Raw genomic sequence first — 16262 nt, 5'->3', positions numbered from 1 at the left:
AACAAGATGGCAAAAGCCAAAACAATGAACCGGTCGCGCAACCAGCTCGCAACGGCCTACGCCCCAGAGAGCTTCTTTACCTTCGAAGGCGGTATGGGGGCCTGCATTGCCCGCTCTTCGGCCGGCGAGTCCATTCAGCTCACAGAGTCCACGATGGACTTGGTGTTCGAGCGCATGAACGAGTTGGGTCGGGCCTGGTTCAACACCGCCTCGTCTGCACGCGACGGCGACCCAACGAAGCCACGCATCCTGCCGGCGCAGTGCGTCGACCAGGTCCTGCTTGACCCGACCAGGTCGGAGTTCCAACTGCCGGGCCAGGATCGCTTCTATCTGTGCCGACCCTCGCACATGGAGTACACGCCGGCGCCGCTGACGTTTGTGTGCCGAACCTGTGGAATGTTCCAGGACTACGAGACTCTCTCAGAGCTCGACAAGAACCTCGAGAACTTGACACCCGACCGCTGCCCCAACCCCAAGAAGAAGGGCCAGTGCGACTGGGAGCAGCTCGATGTCGTCTTCGTGCACTGGTCCGGTCACTGGGAGGCGGCCTTTCCGGGCCAGTGGCACTGGAGCGACCGGGATGCCAAAGTCATCAAGCGCCGCGACAACTGCGTCTGCGGGAGCTTCCTGTTCAAGCTGAATCGGCGCTCTGCCGGCATCGGCGATTGGTTCTTCGAGTGTGCCGCCTGCGACAAGCCGCTGTCACCGAAGTGGCTGCAGAACGACCGAGACACCTTGCGCATACTAGGACCGGCAATGGGGCCGGACCGTCTGACCGAGGTACGGATGCAGGCGACGCCCTACCGCGCGTCGAGCGCGTATTACGTCAAGTCCGACCTGTTCATCGACTTCAAGGACGGCAGCCAGCAGTTGCTGACCCGACTACGTCCTGGACGGGAAGCAGAGCTCAAGGACTTCGTGGCGAGGGAGTATGGTTTTGCCGCGCAACCCATCACGGATGAGGACGTGCAGAAGGCCTGCGAGGGCAAGCCGGAATGCGTCAAGGACCTGGCGGACTACCTTGCTGCTGTGGAGCAGATTCGCACGCTCGAGGGATTTGCGGAGCCGATGCGGACTACGCTGAAAGGCGTCATCGAAATGGCATACACGAGTCGCCAGCGCATTCTGGATGACCTTCGCCGACGACAGATTCTGCTGCCGAAGCTGGACCTTCCGGTGTCGGTTGTCTCGAACCTTCAGAACAGGCAATCGACGTTCGCATCCAAGTTCGACCCTTTCCGCCTGGCCGTCGAGCACGCGGCCCTCAAGAACACGCGCCTGGATGTGGAGACGCGGACCAACGGGAAGAAGCCGTATGTGTCCTTTACTCGGCTGGATGAGGACCTGGCACCAGAAGACAAGGACAAGACGGACCAGGTGCAGACCGCGACGCGCGCGTTGCTCTATAAACTGGGTCTCGAGGACATGGGCCTTATCCGCGAGTTCGACCTGTGTCGCTTCAGCTTCGGCTACTCGCGCATGGAGTCGACGCCCATCCTGCGGGACAAGCGGGGCATGGACATGCCCGTTCGCCTAAACCTGTTCCCACCGGTGAAGCAGAACGATAGCACGCGGTATCCGGTCTACGTCGTGCAACAGGGTAACGAGGCCTTGTATGTACGCCTCAAGGAAGAACTCGTTCTCGAATGGCTCCGCGACCTGAACTGCCCGGACATGTTCACCTTGAACGCGGGAGAGAAGATTGGCGCAGGCCTGCTGGGCGCGGCACAGCCGATGAGTCCGTTCCTGGACAACTTGCCTGAGACCACGACGCCGCCGGTCTACTTCTACCTGTACACCCTGCTCCACAGCTACTCGCACTTGCTGATGAAACACGTGTCGGAGTACTCCGGCCTGGACCTGGGTTCATTGGGCGAGTACATCTTTCCGGCTGACCTGGCCTTCGTGGTCTACCGCAACGGCACAACGATGGACCTGGGCAACCTGTCTGCGCTCTGGCGTAATGCCGGCCCGGCGATGCTGACCGCAATGCTCGGCGCCAAGGCGACGCAATGCGGGACCGGCTCACTGTGCACGGAGCGCGGCGGCGCCTGCCCTGACTGCGTGATGATGCCGGAGACGTCGTGCATTGCCGGCAACAAGCTGCTCTCACGGTCGGTTCTGCGGTCCATTGGGGGCAGGCCTCGTCTCGACAAGCGGGGCACGCCGATTCGCGGCTACCTAGACATGGTCAAACCGTAGGTCTGCAATGCCAACCCAGAGGCTGACCGCGTTCGAGCAAACCGTCTTGGCCGGCCTGGCTGAGAAAGCCGGACTCGCCGCAGCGGTGCTGGAGGCGTGGGCAGACCTGCCCGCCAGTTCGGCGCAGTCAGCCCGCTCGCTCATCGATGCGGCGCAATTGGGTGTAACCGAAGAAGGCGCAACGCAGGGCCTACTCGAACGGTCAACGAGCCTGGGGCTCATTGAGTTGACGCCGGCGGGATACAAACCGCGCAACGGTGCGCACGAACGCTTCCCGCGCCTGGCCTTCGCCCTTCATACCGTTGAGCACTATCGGTCGTCCGTACACCGCGATGCAACCGTGGCGCAGGTTGTGCTCACCAAGCCGCCTCGGCCGAGCATGCTGGAGCAAAAGCTATCGGCGCTGGGTTGGCGAACAACAGAACTGGAGGCCACTGAGCACGCCTTCCACGGCATGGTGCGGGCGGCAAAAAGGCGCATGGTCGTCATGACGCCGTTCTTTGACAGCACCGGCGCAACCTGGCTGACGGAGCTGCTGTCGAACGTTTCCCCGGGGGTCGAGCGCATCCTGATTCTTCGCAGCCTGGAAGACAACACGCGGAAGGACTATCCGTTCGGATTCGACGCCATCTCGCAGTGGCTCAAGGTGGAGGGCGTGCGGGTCTTCAACTATTCGATTCCGCGCATGGACGGCGGGCGGGAAACCTTCCACGCAAAGGCGGTGCTTTGCGACCGGAGCACAGCCTACCTCGGCTCGTCCAACGTGACAGCGGCCTCCCTTGAACATTCGATGGAAATGGGCGTCGTGCTGGAGGGGCGAGCGGCAGCAGGTGTCGCCGAGGTCATCGACGCGGTCCTGGCGGCAGCAACGCCGTGGATGTAAGCCGAGGCTGAGCGAGCGCGCTGTTTGCTCAGATCTGACTTAGCGCTCTGCATTCAGAATCTCGATGATCTGGCTGACGCTCAAGTCCTGGCCGAAGCCGAGAGTCGCCCGGATGGGTTCGAACGCCGCAGCCATGCGGCCATACTTGGCTGCCGTCGGAGCATGGGAGTTGAAGTCGCGCCCCTTAAAGCGGGAAAACCGACCCATCTCCTCCACGAGGAACCGCGCGATGCTCATCAGCCCGCTCTCATTGTTGCCGTCGAAGCCGGCGAACTTCGGCAAATATCCGTGGTTGGCCGCCTTGACCTTCTCCACATCCTCGGCGGAGAGCTTCTCCAGCCGCCCCTCGATGAAGTCCCAGGTGTCCAGCACGTTGACCACCAGGGTGACATCGGCCGGACGGTCCGTGTGGTTGTGGAAGAGCCCCTGCATGTCCCAAGTAGGCGCCCAGTAGTGCCCCCCGTAGATCGACTCTGCGACGAAGTCGACATCGGTCTCAGTAGACACCTTCAGGTGCTTCACGAGGTCGCGCAGCAGCATGAAGTTCAGCTTGTCGCCCGCAGTCAAGTGGATGCTGTTACCCGTAACGGTATTCAGCCCCAGGTCCACGAGCTGGCGAACCGCGTCGGAGCGCGAACTGGCTTGGCCCGTTCTCTCCATCCATTCGTCAACACGCTGCAGCAGTTCCTCGTCCAAGCGCAGTTCCAGCCGTTCAGTTTTTCCCATGTGCAAATCTCCAGATGTACGGAAAAATACCGATACACCGTACAAATGTACGGCAATCTGATTGCTGATGCAACTAGCCTATGCGGGATAGTTGCTGATGGGTGTGCACTTCAAGCTATTACCCGACATCAACAGTTGGCGTGGGAAGTCTTTCCGGCATGCCGCCGCCGCCGGACGGCGGCTTGGCCGAGTCGGTGGGAACTCTTCGCTTGACGCTCACTTGCCTAAACCCCCGATCTCCGGCCATGAAGGCTTCGAGCATGTGCGGGATCAGCGTCACCGCATCGGCCGCCTCGCCATACGTCTGCGCATGCAGCGTTGCATAGCGCTCCAGATCGTCTTTCAGGCTGGCCGGACAGATGAAGGTCAGCTTTGTGGGCTCCAGCCGGGGGAGCGGCCCAAGCCTGAGTTTTCTCGTCGTGCTCATCGCATGCCTCCACGTTGAAGAAACAAGGGCTGGTAGGGACGAAGCACAAGGTCGCGGTTGACGATGATCCGCACCGGCAGGCCCGGCCGCTCGGTCAGCGTCGGCTGGATGTTCATGTTGCGTCGGGTCATCTCCTGCCCAACCTGATTGATGCTGTCCTGCACGCTGTCGCGCCCGGCGATCACGACGCGGTTGCCGTCCTGCCGGTTCTGCGGCGCGGCCAGCTCGGCGCCCACGCCCAGCAGCGTGGTCAGCGCCGCGCCGGCAAAGATCCGATCCCAATGCCAATCGACGCCATCCTCCAGGCCGGAATAGCCGGTAGGATCGGTGCCTGCCAGGTTGTCGAGCTTCAGCGACGACGTGTCTGGCAGGATGATGCGGTTCCACACCACCTGCACGCGGCTTTGCCCGTAGCTCACCTGGCTGTTGTACTTGCCGAGGATGCGCGAGCCCTGCGGGATCAGCAGGAACTTGCCCGTGGCCGTGTCATAGACCGGCTCCGTCACCGTGGCGATCACGTCGCCCGGAAGATCGGACTTGATACCCGTCACCAGCGCACCGGCGATCACCGTCCCGGCCATGACCTGGTACGGCGAGGCGGGCATCTGGAGATTGCCGTAATTGCGGGTTTCTGTAGAGCCGCCTTTCAGGAAAGCCTCTTTCTGGTCTTGTCGGTTCTGCGCAGCGGTGGGGTCGATGGGCTGGGCCGCCGTCGAGGCCGGCCCGGCGGCCATTGGATCGAATCCCGCCAAGACCGATGCCGGACCGGCGGCGGCGACTTGCGCCGAGCCTGGCGCTGGGCCCTTGCCGGGCGTGCCCGAGCGGAAGAACACTGAGGATGCCGCGGCCGCATCGGCCTCCTTGCGCCGTGCATCCTCTGGATCGCGGCCTGGTGGCGCATAGGTCGGTGTCACCGGCTGCTGCGACTTCACGATGGCCGGGCCCAGATCGCCCGGCAGCGGCGGCCCCAGCTCCGGCACCTTGGCCGGCAGCTTGGAATAGTCCGAAGGCAGGCCATCCAATCCTTCTGACTTCGAGACACGATCGACGTTGTACAGCTCGGTCTGCTCGCCTGCACCGCGCCGATGCGGCTGCAGCGACCAGATCGTGGCCCCGAGCACGGCGACCGACAGGCCGCCGGTGAGGATGGCCAGCGAGCGCCGGTTCAGGCGCGTGACCGGACGCGGCTGTGCGCGCAGCGCCACCGCCTCGGGTGCCACCTTGCCCGCCTGCGGTGCAAGGTCAGGAGAATCATCACGGCTCATGGTCAGTTCCTCCCCGTGCCACTCGAAGCGCCATCCGTGCGCTCAAGCCGCACCACGTCGCCTTCAGTGCCCTTGCCGTCCCCCAGGCGCAGCTCGGCCGCGCCGAACAGGCGATCGACGATGTAGTACGGCGAGCGGAAGCGGTAGTTCACCAACTGCCCATCGCCCTGCGCACCGATCACGAACAGCGGCGGCAGCTCGCCCTGGGCAATACCCGGCGGAAACTGGATGTAGACCTTCTCGCCATCGTCGAAGGCGCGCAGCGGCTTCCACGGCGGATTGCTGCCGCTGACCACGTAGCGGAAACGGATCTTCTCCAGTGACAGGCCCGCATCGACCGGTGCGGCGGCGCTCGCCGCGTGCGCTTGGCGCTGCAAGGCCAGCATCCGGTCCTTGGGGTACTCCCAGGACACCGACGCCATCCACGTCTTCTCGGTCGAGGTCAGTTCCAGCAGGTAGGTGCGCCGGCTGGTGGTGATGACCAGATTGGTCTTCAGGCCCGAGCGGATGGGCTTGACCATCACGTTCACGCGCAACGCATCACCGCTGCCGCTCGATGTGTCCCCAACGATCCAGCGCACGGTATCGCCAGCGGCCACCGTCACCAGTTCCTCGCCCGGTTGCAGCGAAACTACCGTCACGCGGCCCACGGCCGCATAGACTTGGTACAGCGCGCCATCGGTGAAGGGCCACACCTGGATCGCGTTGACGTAACCCTCGCGCGAGGGCGCCACACGGGCCTCGGCATTGGCACGCGAAACGCGCACTTTTTCGTCGGCAGGCTCTGGCGCAGGCTTGGCTTCTTCGCCTTCGGGCAGTGGCTTCAACTGCGACGGCAGCGCGAGCGGTTGTGGCACCGTGACGACCTCCACCGGCTTCGGTGGCTCCGGTAGCGGCTGGGCCTGCACCGGCTCGTCAAGCGAGATGACTGGCGGCGGCTTGACCTGCGAAGCGCAGCCTGCAAACAGGACGGTGGATGCCAACAGGATCGCCGGCAAAGCGGATTTACGGAAAAGATCATTCATGGTTTTGCTCCTTCGTTTCCTTCCAGTTCGCGGCTCCACGACAGGCCGTTGACGTAGATGCCCAGGGGGTTCTTGCGCAGCCGCTGCTCGGTGCGAGGGGTCTGCTGCACGATGGAAACCACAGCGTTCCAGCGCTCGGTGCGATCCAGCGCACCGTTCACAAAGCGGGTTTCTGTCCAGCGCACGTTGAACGACTGGTCGCTGGCGCGGGTCACGCTGGTGATCTGCACCGTCACCGACTCCTTGCCGATGCGCGCGAACGGATCGTTCACGCGGGCGTACTCGTTGAGCGCCACGGCACCCTTGTCCGTGGTGTAGTTGTAGGCATCGAGCCAGTTCTGTCGCACGACGACGGGGTCGATGGACAGCGAACGCACCAGCCCGATGAAGCGGCCCAGGTGGTAGGCCATCTGGGCCTCGTTGGGCCGATATGGCGTAGCAGCCTCGCCGACCGCGCGCACCTGGCCCGCGTTGTCCACCTCCACCACGAAGGGCGTCACGATGGACTGCGCGGAACGCCAGACCAGGCCACCGGCCATCAGCACGGCCAAGGTGAGGCAGCCCAGTGCCATGAAACGCCAGTTCTTTGCCTGTACGCGGGCCGAGCCAATACGCTCGTCCCACACCTGGCCTGCGGCTTGGTACGGAGTGGCAGGCTGCGGTGTGTCGGCGTAGCGCACCTGCGGTCGTTTGAATCGCATAGGAGTTCTCCTTATGAATCGGAATCGCGAAGGCTTGGGCCCTGGCTGGAGCTGCCGCCATCGCCGCCGCGCAGCGTGTGGGCGGCAGTGGTCGCGGCATGGGTAAGCTGCTGCCTGCGATGCAGGCGCTTGGCCCAGGCGGGCTGGTCTGTGGATGGAGGCGGTGCGGCGGCTTCGCTGGTGCTCTGCGTCCCAGCAACTGCCCCCGACGTCGATCCGGCGTCATCGGGTCGGAAGGCGGCGGCGACGCGCTCCTTCATCGAGCGCGCTCCGTCGGCCACCTTCTGTCCGGCGGCCTGCGCGCCGGTCTTGGCCAAGTTGCCCACGCCGGCGGCGGCACCCTTGAGGCCGCCACCGGCCGAAGCCGAGCCCGCCTGGTACGCCGACCGGGCGCTGCTGGCGGTCGATGCCATCGCGCGGGCACCATCTCCGGCCATCCTGGCGGCGGCGGGTGCCATGCGCGCCCCAGCCGCCACGGCGCTGCCGACGCCAGAGGCAGCTGCGCCGACCGCCACGGCGGCGCCGGTCGCCCCAACAGCAGCACCGACCATCGCGCCCGCGCCGAGCTGCGGGCCGCCCGATACCAAGCCCGTCGCAATCCCCGGCCCGAAAATGCCCAGAGCCAGCAGTGACAGCGAGGCCAGCATGATGACCAGTGCCTGGTCGATGGAGGGCTCGGAGCCAGGCGGTATCTGGAATTCGGCGAACAGCCCCGAGCCGATGCCCACGATGACAGCGAGCACCAGTACCTTGATGCCTGAGGACACCACGTTGCCCAAGACCTTCTCGGCGAGGAACGCTGTCTTGTTCCAGAGGGCGAACGGCACCAGCACGAAGCCCGCCAGCGTGGTCAGCTTGAACTCGATCAACGTGACGAAGAGCTGCACCGCCAGCACGAAGAAGCTGACGATGACCACCAGCCACGCGAGGAACAGCACGACGATGGGTGCGATGTGGATGAACACCTCGGGAAAGCCCGCCATCTCCCGGATCTGGTCGAGGATGGGCGCCGCCGCGTCGATACCGGCCTTGGCCAACCGTCCCGGTTGCAGGAAGTTGCCCATGCTCAAGGTCGAGCCGCTGGCCGTCAGGCCCAGCCCGGCAAAAGACCGGAACAGGATGCCCGCCAGGTTGTTGAAGTTGCCGATGATGTAGGCGAAGGAACCGACGTACAGCACTTTACGGACCAGCTTGGCGATCACGTCCTCGCCCTGGCCGGTGGCATGCCCCATCGCCCAGAACAATCCGGCGATCGTCATGTCGATGACGATCAACGTTGCGGTCAGGAACGCCACCTCGCCTTGCAGCAAACCGAAGCCCGAATCGATGTAGCGCGAGAAAACGTCGAGGAAGCGGTCAATGACCGAAACGTCGTTCATGGTCCGGCTCCGTCAGCGGCGGTAGAAGTTCACGGGCTGCGGCGTGTACGGCGTACCAGTGCCCACGAAGCGCCGATTCACCTCGCGGCCACGCTCCACGGCGGCGGCCTGCCGCGCCAGCTCCAGCGAGGCCGCGCGGTCCTGCGTGATCTGCAGCCGCTGCGTCTGTATGGACTGTTTGGCCTGCAGGGCCAGCAGCTGGTTCATGGCCTGCATCGCCTGGAGAGCGCCCACGGCGGACTGGCTCTTGCCCACGAGGTCGGCCAGCACGCCCTCGTCATCGCTGAGGTTCTGCGACGCCTGGGCCTGCATCTGCATGGTGGTCTGCAGGCCAGTGAGCGTGTTCTTCCAGCGCTCCTGCGCATCGCGGTACATCTGATTGCCGCTGACGGTGGCGGCATACTGCTCGGGGTACAGGCGCTGGAACATCTGGTCCATGTTCGCCACGTCGTAGGCCATGCCCTTGGCCTGGGCGATGAGGCGCTGGGTGGTCGCCAGGTTGGCACGCAGCTGGCCCACCACGCTGGAAGGCAGGCTGGCCAGGTTGCGCGCCTGGTTGATGAGCATCTGCGCTTCGTTTTGGAGCTGGCGGATCTGGTTGTTGATCTGCTCCAGCGTGCGAACGGCGGTGAGAGTGTTCTGCACCAGATTGGTCGGATCGAACACGATGTCGCCGACGCCGAACAGTGCATGCGCGGGCTGCGCGATGCCGAAGGCGAGCACGCACGCGGTGGTCAGCGCGGCGAGCTTGTGGATATGGGTTTTCATGGCAGGTTCTCCTGGGGATGGCTGGGGATGGGGGCTGCACCCGGCGCGGGGCCGGGGAAATCGCGCAGCAGATCGGCCGCCCAATCGAGGCTTCGGTGGCGCAGCCACGCGGCTGCGAACGGGGTGGAGGCGGATGAAGCGGCGGCGAGCACCGCGTCGATGTCGCGCTGGTCTTGCGGCGTGGACGCACCCGCAAAGGCCAGCGTTGCCGGCCCCAGGTCGAGGTCGAACAGACGGTTGCCGAGACGGGATTGGTAGTAGTAGTCGCGCTTGGGCTGCGCCGTGGCGACGATCTCGATTTGCCGCCTGTTGAGGCCGAAGCCCTCATAGATGGTGCGAATCTGCGGCTCGGTCGCCTGCGGGTTCGGCAGAAAGATGCGGCTCGCGCAGCTCTCGATGATTGCGGGAGCGATGCTCGAATCCTTGATGTCCGCCAGGCTCTGTGTGGCGAAGATGACGCTCACGTTCTTCTTGCGCAGCGTCTTGAGCCATTGCCGAATGCGCGCCGCAAACACCGCGTCATCGAGGAACAGCCACGCTTCATCGAGGATCAGCAGCGTCGGCGCACCGTCAAAGCGTTCGTCGAAACGCGCAAAGAGGTAATGCAGCACGGCCATGACGGCAGCCTTGCTGTGCATCAGTTCTTCCATCTCGAAACCCTGCACGTCGGCCATGCCCAGGCGATCAGAATCCGCATCCAGCAGCTTGCCGTGGGCGCCGCCCAGCACATACGGCGCGAGCGCCTGGCGCAGCGCATTCGATTGCAGCAGTACCGACAGGCCCGTCATCGTGCGCTGTTCGATCGGCGCACCGGCGAGACTGCCGAGCGCCGACCAGATAGCGGCCTTCTCTTCGGGGCCGACGGCCACGCCCTCATGCCGCAACCGGCCTTCGATCCATTCGGCCGCCCAGGTGCGGTAGCCTTCGCGGTCGATGCGTGCCAAGGGCTGGAAGGCGATCTCTCCATCAATACCCAGGTCGTAGTGCTCACCACCCAGCCCGAGGATGGTGGTGCGCATCGAGCGCCCCATGTCGAAGGCAAAGATGCGCGAGCCGCGATAGCGCCGAAACTGCATCGCCAAGGTGGCGAGCAGCACCGACTTGCCCATGCCCGTAGGGCCAGCCACCAGCGTGTGGCCTACGTCGCCGATGTGCGTCACCAGTCGGAACGGCGTCGCGCCCTCAGTGCGTGTGACGATCAGCGGCGGGCCGTCGAGGTGCGCGTTCTTCTCCGGCCCGGCCCATACCGCCGACACTGGCATCAGGTGCGCCAGGTTCAACGTGGAGACGATGGGCTGGCGGACGTTGGCGTAGGCATGGCCCGGAATGGACGACAACCACGCATCCACGGCGTTGAGCGTTTCGGGGATGGTGACGAAGCCACGCCCCTGGATGACGCGCTCCACCCTGCGCAGCTTCTCGTCGGCCACGGCGGCATCCGCGTCCATGACGGTGACGGTTGCCGTCACGTAGCCGAAGGCCACTTGATCGCTGCCCAGCTCCTGCAAGGCGGCATCGGCATCGGTGGCCTTGTTGCTGGCGTCGGTATCGACCAGCGGGTTTTCCTGCTGGAAGATCGTCTCGCGCAGCAGCGCGATGACGTTCTTGCGCTTGGCGAACCACTGGCGGCGCAGGCGGGCAAGTTCTTTTTCCGCATCGGCTTTGTCAAGGCAGAGAAAGCGCGTACTCCAGCGGTACGCAAAGCCGAGGCGGTTGAGGTCGTCCAGAATCCCCGGCCAGGTCGAGGTCGGAAATCCCCGCACCGTCGCCACGCGCAGATGCTGGTCGCCCAGCATCGGTGCCAGGCCACCGATCAGCGGCGCGTCGGCCAGCAGCGCATCGAGGTGGAATGGCACCTCGGGCACGCCCACACGGTAACGCCGCGTTGACACGGTGGCATGCAGGTAGGTCAGCGTCTGGCTGTCGTCGAGCCAGGCGATCTCCGGCATCACGCCGTCGAGCAGGTCAAAGATGCGATCCGTTTCCGCGATGAAGGCAGTCAGCCGCTCGCGCCAGTCCACGCCTTCGGTCGGACGGTTCTCGTACAGCAGGCCCGCTGCGCGGGCGCGCGACTCCTCGGCCGGCAGGTACATCAGCGTGAGGTAGTAGCCGCTCTCGAAGTGGTTGCCCGAGTCTTCGAAGGCGGCGCGGCGCTCCTCGTCCACCAGCCAGGACAGCGACTCAGGAAACTCCGAGTGCGGGTAGTTGGCCGCGGGCCGGCGGTCGGCTTCGATGAACAGCGCCCAGCCCGAACCCAGGCGGCGCAGCGCGTTGTTTAGTCGCGCCGACGTGGAGATCAGCTCGCCCTGTGTGGCGCTGTCGAGGTCTGGTCCCCGAAAGCGCGCCGTGCGCAGGAAAGAGCCATCCTTGTTCAGCACGACGCCCGGTGCGATCAGTCCGGCCCAGGGCAGCCAGTCGGCCAGCAGCGCGGGCCGTTGGCGGTATTCGGCAAGGTTCAGCATGGCATTCCCCTCACACGTCCAGCAGCGCCCGGTGCTTGATGTGGCGCGCGAAGACCTGCATGAACTGCGGATCGACACGCGCGCCCCAAACCGCAAGCGCATGGCCGGCGATCCAGAGCACCACACCCGGAATCCACAGTTGCAGGCCTAAGCCCACGGCGGCGGCCAAGGTGCCATTGGCAATCGCCACCGTGCGCGGCGCGCCGCCCAGCAGAATCGGCTCGGTCAGCGAGAGGTGCAGTGGAATCTCGAAACCAGGGGCGAAGCGCGAAGCAAACCCCTGCGCCCCATCGTGGGCCGCGTTCATACGACAGCCCCGCCCGAGAAACTGAAGAACGACAGGAAGAACGAGGACGCGGCAAACGCGATCGACAGACCGAAGACGATCTGGATCAGCTTGCGAAACCCGCCCGAGGTATCGCCGAAGGCCAGTGCCAGGCCCGTGGAGATGATGATGATGACCGCGATGATCCGGGCCACCGGACCCTGGATCGACTCCAGGATGGATTGCAGCGGCCCCTCCCAGGGCATCGAGGAACCTGCAGCCTGCGCAGTGCCCGCGAGCAGCAGCGTCAGCGCCGCGAGCGTCAGGCCCTGCAGGGCCGGGCGCGCCAAGCTATCCAGACGCGCGGGGCGGCAGCGCAGGGAAAGCGGGTTTACAGAAATACGAAGAGCAGGAACGATCATCTGCGTCATGGCAGTTCTCCAGGTTGGTCAGGGGACGGGGAAGAAAGGTTGGACTGCGGCAGCAGCTCCGGGAATGGAGCCTCCAGCGCATCCGCCAGTCGGTAGCCCGCGCCGTCGAAGCCGACGACGCGGGCGATGCTCTCGATGCGGCGCTTGCGCCCGCGCCCGGCGATGTGGATGACCACGTTGACCGCTTCCGCGATCAGCGCACGGGGCGGGTTCACCGCCACTTCGAGAATCAGTTGCTCCAGGCGCAGGAGCGCGCCCAGCGCGGAGCCGGCATGGATCGTGGCGATGCCGCCCGGATGGCCAGTGCCCCAGACCTTGATGAGATCCAGCGCCTCGGCGCCGCGCACCTCGCCGACGACGACGCGATCCGGCCGCAGGCGCATGGACGAGCGCACCAGCTCGGTCATGGACACCACGCCCTGGCGCGTGCGCAGCGGTACGTGGTCGCGGGCCGCGCATTGCAGCTCCACCGTGTCTTCGAGCACCAGCACGCGGTCGCCCGTGGCGGCGATCTCGGCCAACAGCGCATTGGCCAAGGTGGTCTTGCCGGTACTCGTCCCACCGGCGATCAGAATGTTCTGGCGCTCGCGCACGGCGCGCACCAGCAAACCCGCCTGCGCGGCGGTCATCATCCCGTCCTCGATGTAGCGCGACAGCGGGATCACGCCAAAGGCGCGCTTGCGCAGGGCGAAGGCCGGCCCCGGCGCAGCGGGCGGCAGGATGCCCTCGAAGCGTTCTCCGGTCTCGGGCAGCTCTGCCGTCAAAAGCGGCTGGCCGCGATGGACTTCCGCGCCGACGTGGGCGGCCACGAGCCGGATGATGCGTTCGCCATCGGCCTCGGACAACTCTACGCCCATCGGCGAGCGGCCCGATGAAAGCCGGTCGATCCACAGGGTTCGATCCGGGTTGAGCATGATTTCCACCACGTCCGGGTCTTCGAGCGCGGCAGCGATCAGCGGCCCCATGGCGGTGCGCAGCATCTGGATGCGTCGATCCAGCGAGGTGGCCGTGAAGGAGGAAGGAACGGCGCTCACAAGGCACGCTCCTTGGCATCCGCGACGGCCGCCGCGCCCTCCGATCGCGTCGGATCGGGGTGCAGTTCCTCCACCACATCCCGCACCAAGCTGCGCCCGCGCAGCAAATGGCGCCCGAGTTGTTCCACGAACTGCTCGAAGCGGGCCTTGCCCTGGGCGCGAGCGGCATCCTGATGGGCCTCGGGCACGGGCGTGCTCACCGTGAGGAAGTAGCGGATGAACAGCGCCAATGTTTCGATGGCAATGTTCTGGTCGCGCTCCAGACGCTCGGCGTGGCGCGACAGGCGGTCCAGCCTCTTGGCAATCGCAGCCTCGCGCTGGTCGGCTGCATCGGGCGAAAGCCAGGAGGCCAGGGCCGCCGCGACGATGCTGGACTTGGACACGCCCTTCTTGGTGGCCAGTTCATCTAGCCGCTTGCTGTGCTCCGGCTGGATAAACACATTGAGGCGGTGTTGGGTCATAAGTCGATTCCGTCGTCAGGGTCGAGGGAGGCCAGCCGGGCCGTGCGCTGCAGAGCCGGATCGAGCTGGCGAGGAAGGGGAAGCGGTATGTCGTCGTCGTCATCGAGCAGCCCGAGGTCGGTTGCAGGCGCAGCCAGGTCGGGGTCGTAGGTGACGGTTTCGGAGAGTTCGGGCTGGCGGCGTGGGCCGCCTTCGTCGGCACTGCCGACGCCATCGACGCCATCGACGGCTGCGACGGCCGGCGCCGGCGGAACCGACGGAATCGCCCAACTCCTCCAGTCGTCAAGACGGGCCTGCGGAACGTCGGCATAGCGCCCGACAGCAAGCACCGGCGGCGGCAGTACTCGCCGCTTGAAATTGCTGTCCGCGTAGTAGCGCAGCTTCTTGGCCTTGATGGGCGCCACGCTGGACACCATCACCACGGCCTCGTCGGGCGGAAGCTGCATCACCTCGCCCGGCGTGAGCAGCGGACGTGCCGTCTCCTGGCGCGACACCATGAGATGCCCGAGCCATGGCGCGAGCCGGTGGCCGGCGTAGTTCCGCTGCGCGCGCAGCTCAGTCGCTGTGCCCAGCGTTTCGGAGATGCGCTTGGCAGTGCGCTCGTCGTTGGTGGCGAACGTCACCCGGACATGGCAGTTGTCGAGAATCGAATGGTTCTGGCCGTAGGCTTTGTCGATCTGGTTGAGCGACTGGGCGATGAGGAAGCTACGGATGCCGTAGCCGGCCATGAAGGCCAAGGCTGTCTCGAAGAAATCGAGCCGTCCGAGCGCGGGGAACTCATCGAGCATCAACAGCAGCTTGTGGCGGCGCTGGATGCCGTCTGAGCCATCGAGCGATTCGGTCAGGCGTCGGCCGATCTGGTTGAGGATCAGGCGGATCAGCGGTTTGGTGCGGCTGATGTCCGAGGGCGGCACAACGAGATACAGCGAGACCGGATACTCGGCCGCGATCAGGTCAGCGATGCGCCAGTCGCAGCGCGACGTGACTTCGGCCACCGTGGGATCACGGTACAGGCCGAGGAAACTCATGGCAGTCGACAGCACGCCCGAGCGCTCGTTGTCGCTCTTGTTGAGCACTTCGCGCGCCGCTGAAGCCACCACCGGATGCGGCACACCACCTTCCTCGTTCCCGAGGTGCGGCGTGGTCATCATCCGGTGCAAGGTCAACTCAAATGGGCAAGCAGGGTCGCTAAGGAAGTTGGCGACACCGCGCAGCGTCTTGTCCTCGCCTGCATAGAGCACATGCAGGATCGCGCCCACCAGCAGCGCGTGCGAAGTCTTCTCCCAGTGGTTACGCCGCTCCAGCGCGCCTTCGGGATCGACCAGGATGTCCGCGATGTTCTGCACGTCGCGCACTTCATGCGCGCCCCGCCGAACCTCCAGCAGCGGGTTGTAAGCTGCCGACCGAGCATCGGTGGGGTTGAATAGCAGGCAATGCGAGAAACGCGAGCGCCAGCCGGCGGTGATCTGCCAGTTCTCGCCCTTGATGTCATGGATGACGGCCGAGGCCGGCCAGGACAGCAGCGTCGGCACCACCAGGCCGATGCCCTTGCCCGAGCGCGTGGGCGCGAAGGTCAGAACATGTTCTGGGCCTTCGTGGCGAAGGTACTGTTGATCGTGCTGACCAAGGAATACGCCGGCCGCTTGCGTGAGGCCAGCCTTATGGATGTCATCGGCATTGGCCCAACGCGCAGTGCCGTAAGTGGTGACCAGTTTGGACTGACGCGAGCGCCAGATGGACATACCAATCGCGACCACCACGGCGAACAGGCCGCTGCTCGCCGCAATGGAGCCACCCGTGTCGAAAACATGTGGCGCGTAGGCATCGAAAAAGAACCACCACTCGAACAAGCGCCACGGGTAGTAAATCGGTGTGCCGAAGAAATCAAACCAGGGCGAGCCCAGGCGCAGCTGATAACCCAAAGCAGCTGCTGTCCATTGCGTGGCGCTCCATACACCAGCGATCACGATGCCGAACACCACGGCGATCTGACCAAACAGCACGTTTGTCCCTTGCATCGGACTGCCTCCGAATGCGGCACAAAAAAAGTGCCGCTCGCATCAGGATCGATGCGGCAGGCAGTGCCGTCAAAGACGGGAGGCGCAGGGGCCGAGACTTAAAAAGCCATATTTATTGCTGTGGCGAACACAGTAAAAACGCTGCCGGCCAGAAGGTACTGCAGCGTATCGAGGTAACAGAACCCAATGTGTAGCAATAGTGCGACGCGGTGGCG

At 64.9% G+C, this 16262-nt stretch carries 15 protein-coding genes; 2 read left to right on the top strand and 13 right to left on the bottom strand.

The window, feature by feature from the left end; all coding sequences use genetic code 11:
- Window positions 1-6: 6 nt before the first annotated feature.
- Both ACN20X_RS14375 and ACN20X_RS14370 read left to right on the top strand, forming a co-directional pair.
- Entirely contained in the window at window positions 7-2202 is a 2196-nt protein-coding gene (locus tag ACN20X_RS14375; protein WP_473210783.1) for a hypothetical protein, read from the top strand.
- Window positions 2203-2248: 46 nt separating this feature from the next.
- A complete protein-coding gene (locus tag ACN20X_RS14370; protein ID WP_473210782.1) occupies window positions 2249-3085 on the top strand; it encodes a phospholipase D-like domain-containing protein in 837 nt (278 codons plus the stop codon).
- 39 nt (window positions 3086-3124) lie between these two features.
- On the opposite strand, the gene ACN20X_RS14365 is transcribed toward ACN20X_RS14370, so the two are convergent.
- From ACN20X_RS14365 to ACN20X_RS14305, 13 genes are all read right to left on the bottom strand, one after another.
- Window positions 3125-3811, bottom strand: a complete 687-nt coding sequence (locus ACN20X_RS14365) for a YfbU family protein (RefSeq protein ID WP_473210781.1) — start codon at window positions 3809-3811, stop codon at window positions 3125-3127.
- A 118-nt stretch (window positions 3812-3929) separates the two neighbouring features.
- A complete protein-coding gene (locus ACN20X_RS14360; protein ID WP_473210780.1) occupies window positions 3930-4238 on the bottom strand; it encodes a DUF2274 domain-containing protein in 309 nt (102 codons plus the stop codon).
- Window positions 4235-5503, bottom strand: coding sequence for a TraB/TrbI/VirB10 family type IV secretion system protein (locus ACN20X_RS14355; protein ID WP_473210779.1), 1269 nt, complete (start codon window positions 5501-5503; stop codon window positions 4235-4237). Before ACN20X_RS14355 ends, ACN20X_RS14360 begins: the two co-directional genes overlap by 4 nt.
- A 2-nt stretch (window positions 5504-5505) precedes the next feature.
- A complete protein-coding gene (trbG, locus tag ACN20X_RS14350) occupies window positions 5506-6528 on the bottom strand; it encodes a P-type conjugative transfer protein TrbG (RefSeq protein ID WP_473210778.1) in 1023 nt (340 codons plus the stop codon).
- Complete coding sequence (gene trbF, locus ACN20X_RS14345) at window positions 6525-7229, bottom strand: conjugal transfer protein TrbF (RefSeq protein WP_473210777.1); 705 nt, start codon at window positions 7227-7229, stop codon at window positions 6525-6527. The genes trbG and trbF overlap by 4 nt, the downstream gene beginning before the upstream one ends.
- Before the next feature lie 11 nt (window positions 7230-7240).
- A complete protein-coding gene (gene trbL / locus ACN20X_RS14340; RefSeq protein ID WP_473210776.1) occupies window positions 7241-8608 on the bottom strand; it encodes a P-type conjugative transfer protein TrbL in 1368 nt (455 codons plus the stop codon).
- Between the two features lie 12 nt (window positions 8609-8620).
- The gene (gene trbJ, locus ACN20X_RS14335) at window positions 8621-9376 is read right to left on the bottom strand and encodes a P-type conjugative transfer protein TrbJ (protein WP_473210775.1); all 756 of its coding nucleotides are present in this window, start codon (window positions 9374-9376) and stop codon (window positions 8621-8623) included.
- Entirely contained in the window at window positions 9373-11838 is a 2466-nt protein-coding gene (gene trbE, locus ACN20X_RS14330; RefSeq protein ID WP_473210774.1) for a conjugal transfer protein TrbE, read from the bottom strand. The genes trbJ and trbE overlap by 4 nt, the downstream gene beginning before the upstream one ends.
- A gap of 10 nt (window positions 11839-11848) precedes the next feature.
- On the bottom strand, window positions 11849-12145 hold the full coding sequence (locus tag ACN20X_RS14325) for a VirB3 family type IV secretion system protein (protein WP_473210773.1): 297 nt from the start codon (window positions 12143-12145) through the stop codon (window positions 11849-11851).
- Window positions 12142-12534: a TrbC/VirB2 family type IV secretion system protein gene (locus ACN20X_RS14320; RefSeq protein ID WP_473210772.1), complete on the bottom strand. Its 393-nt coding sequence runs from the start codon at window positions 12532-12534 to the stop codon at window positions 12142-12144. The genes ACN20X_RS14325 and ACN20X_RS14320 overlap by 4 nt, the downstream gene beginning before the upstream one ends.
- Window positions 12531-13568 (bottom strand): P-type conjugative transfer ATPase TrbB, encoded by a 1038-nt coding sequence (gene trbB, locus ACN20X_RS14315; protein WP_473210771.1) that lies wholly within the window; start codon window positions 13566-13568, stop codon window positions 12531-12533. Before trbB ends, ACN20X_RS14320 begins: the two co-directional genes overlap by 4 nt.
- Window positions 13565-14029, bottom strand: a complete 465-nt coding sequence (locus tag ACN20X_RS14310) for a CopG family transcriptional regulator (RefSeq protein WP_473210770.1) — start codon at window positions 14027-14029, stop codon at window positions 13565-13567. The genes trbB and ACN20X_RS14310 overlap by 4 nt, the downstream gene beginning before the upstream one ends.
- Complete coding sequence (locus tag ACN20X_RS14305; protein ID WP_473210769.1) at window positions 14026-16047, bottom strand: conjugal transfer protein TraG; 2022 nt, start codon at window positions 16045-16047, stop codon at window positions 14026-14028. Before ACN20X_RS14305 ends, ACN20X_RS14310 begins: the two co-directional genes overlap by 4 nt.
- Between the last annotated feature and the right edge of the window lie 215 nt (window positions 16048-16262).

Source organism: Delftia sp. PX-1 (assembly GCF_055797465.1).
Note: the sequence above shows the minus strand (reverse complement) of the source record. Positions and strands in the feature narration are given on the sequence as shown.

Excerpts from the sequence above, each read along its gene's own strand:
- ACN20X_RS14305 (WP_473210769.1), bottom strand. The coding sequence starts at position 16,047 with ATGCAAGGGACAAACGTGCTGTTTGGTCAGATCGCCGTGGTGTTCGGC.
- trbL (WP_473210776.1), bottom strand. The coding sequence starts at position 8,608 with ATGAACGACGTTTCGGTCATTGACCGCTTCCTCGACGTTTTCTCGCGC.
- trbG (WP_473210778.1), bottom strand. The coding sequence starts at position 6,528 with ATGAATGATCTTTTCCGTAAATCCGCTTTGCCGGCGATCCTGTTGGCA.
- ACN20X_RS14365 (WP_473210781.1), bottom strand. The coding sequence starts at position 3,811 with ATGGGAAAAACTGAACGGCTGGAACTGCGCTTGGACGAGGAACTGCTG.
- ACN20X_RS14320 (WP_473210772.1), bottom strand. The coding sequence starts at position 12,534 with ATGACGCAGATGATCGTTCCTGCTCTTCGTATTTCTGTAAACCCGCTT.
- ACN20X_RS14355 (WP_473210779.1), bottom strand. The coding sequence starts at position 5,503 with ATGAGCCGTGATGATTCTCCTGACCTTGCACCGCAGGCGGGCAAGGTG.
- ACN20X_RS14310 (WP_473210770.1), bottom strand. The coding sequence starts at position 14,029 with ATGACCCAACACCGCCTCAATGTGTTTATCCAGCCGGAGCACAGCAAG.
- trbF (WP_473210777.1), bottom strand. The coding sequence starts at position 7,229 with ATGCGATTCAAACGACCGCAGGTGCGCTACGCCGACACACCGCAGCCT.
- ACN20X_RS14360 (WP_473210780.1), bottom strand. The coding sequence starts at position 4,238 with ATGAGCACGACGAGAAAACTCAGGCTTGGGCCGCTCCCCCGGCTGGAG.
- ACN20X_RS14375 (WP_473210783.1), top strand. The coding sequence starts at position 7 with ATGGCAAAAGCCAAAACAATGAACCGGTCGCGCAACCAGCTCGCAACG.
- trbE (WP_473210774.1), bottom strand. The coding sequence starts at position 11,838 with ATGCTGAACCTTGCCGAATACCGCCAACGGCCCGCGCTGCTGGCCGAC.
- trbJ (WP_473210775.1), bottom strand. The coding sequence starts at position 9,376 with ATGAAAACCCATATCCACAAGCTCGCCGCGCTGACCACCGCGTGCGTG.
- ACN20X_RS14325 (WP_473210773.1), bottom strand. The coding sequence starts at position 12,145 with ATGAACGCGGCCCACGATGGGGCGCAGGGGTTTGCTTCGCGCTTCGCC.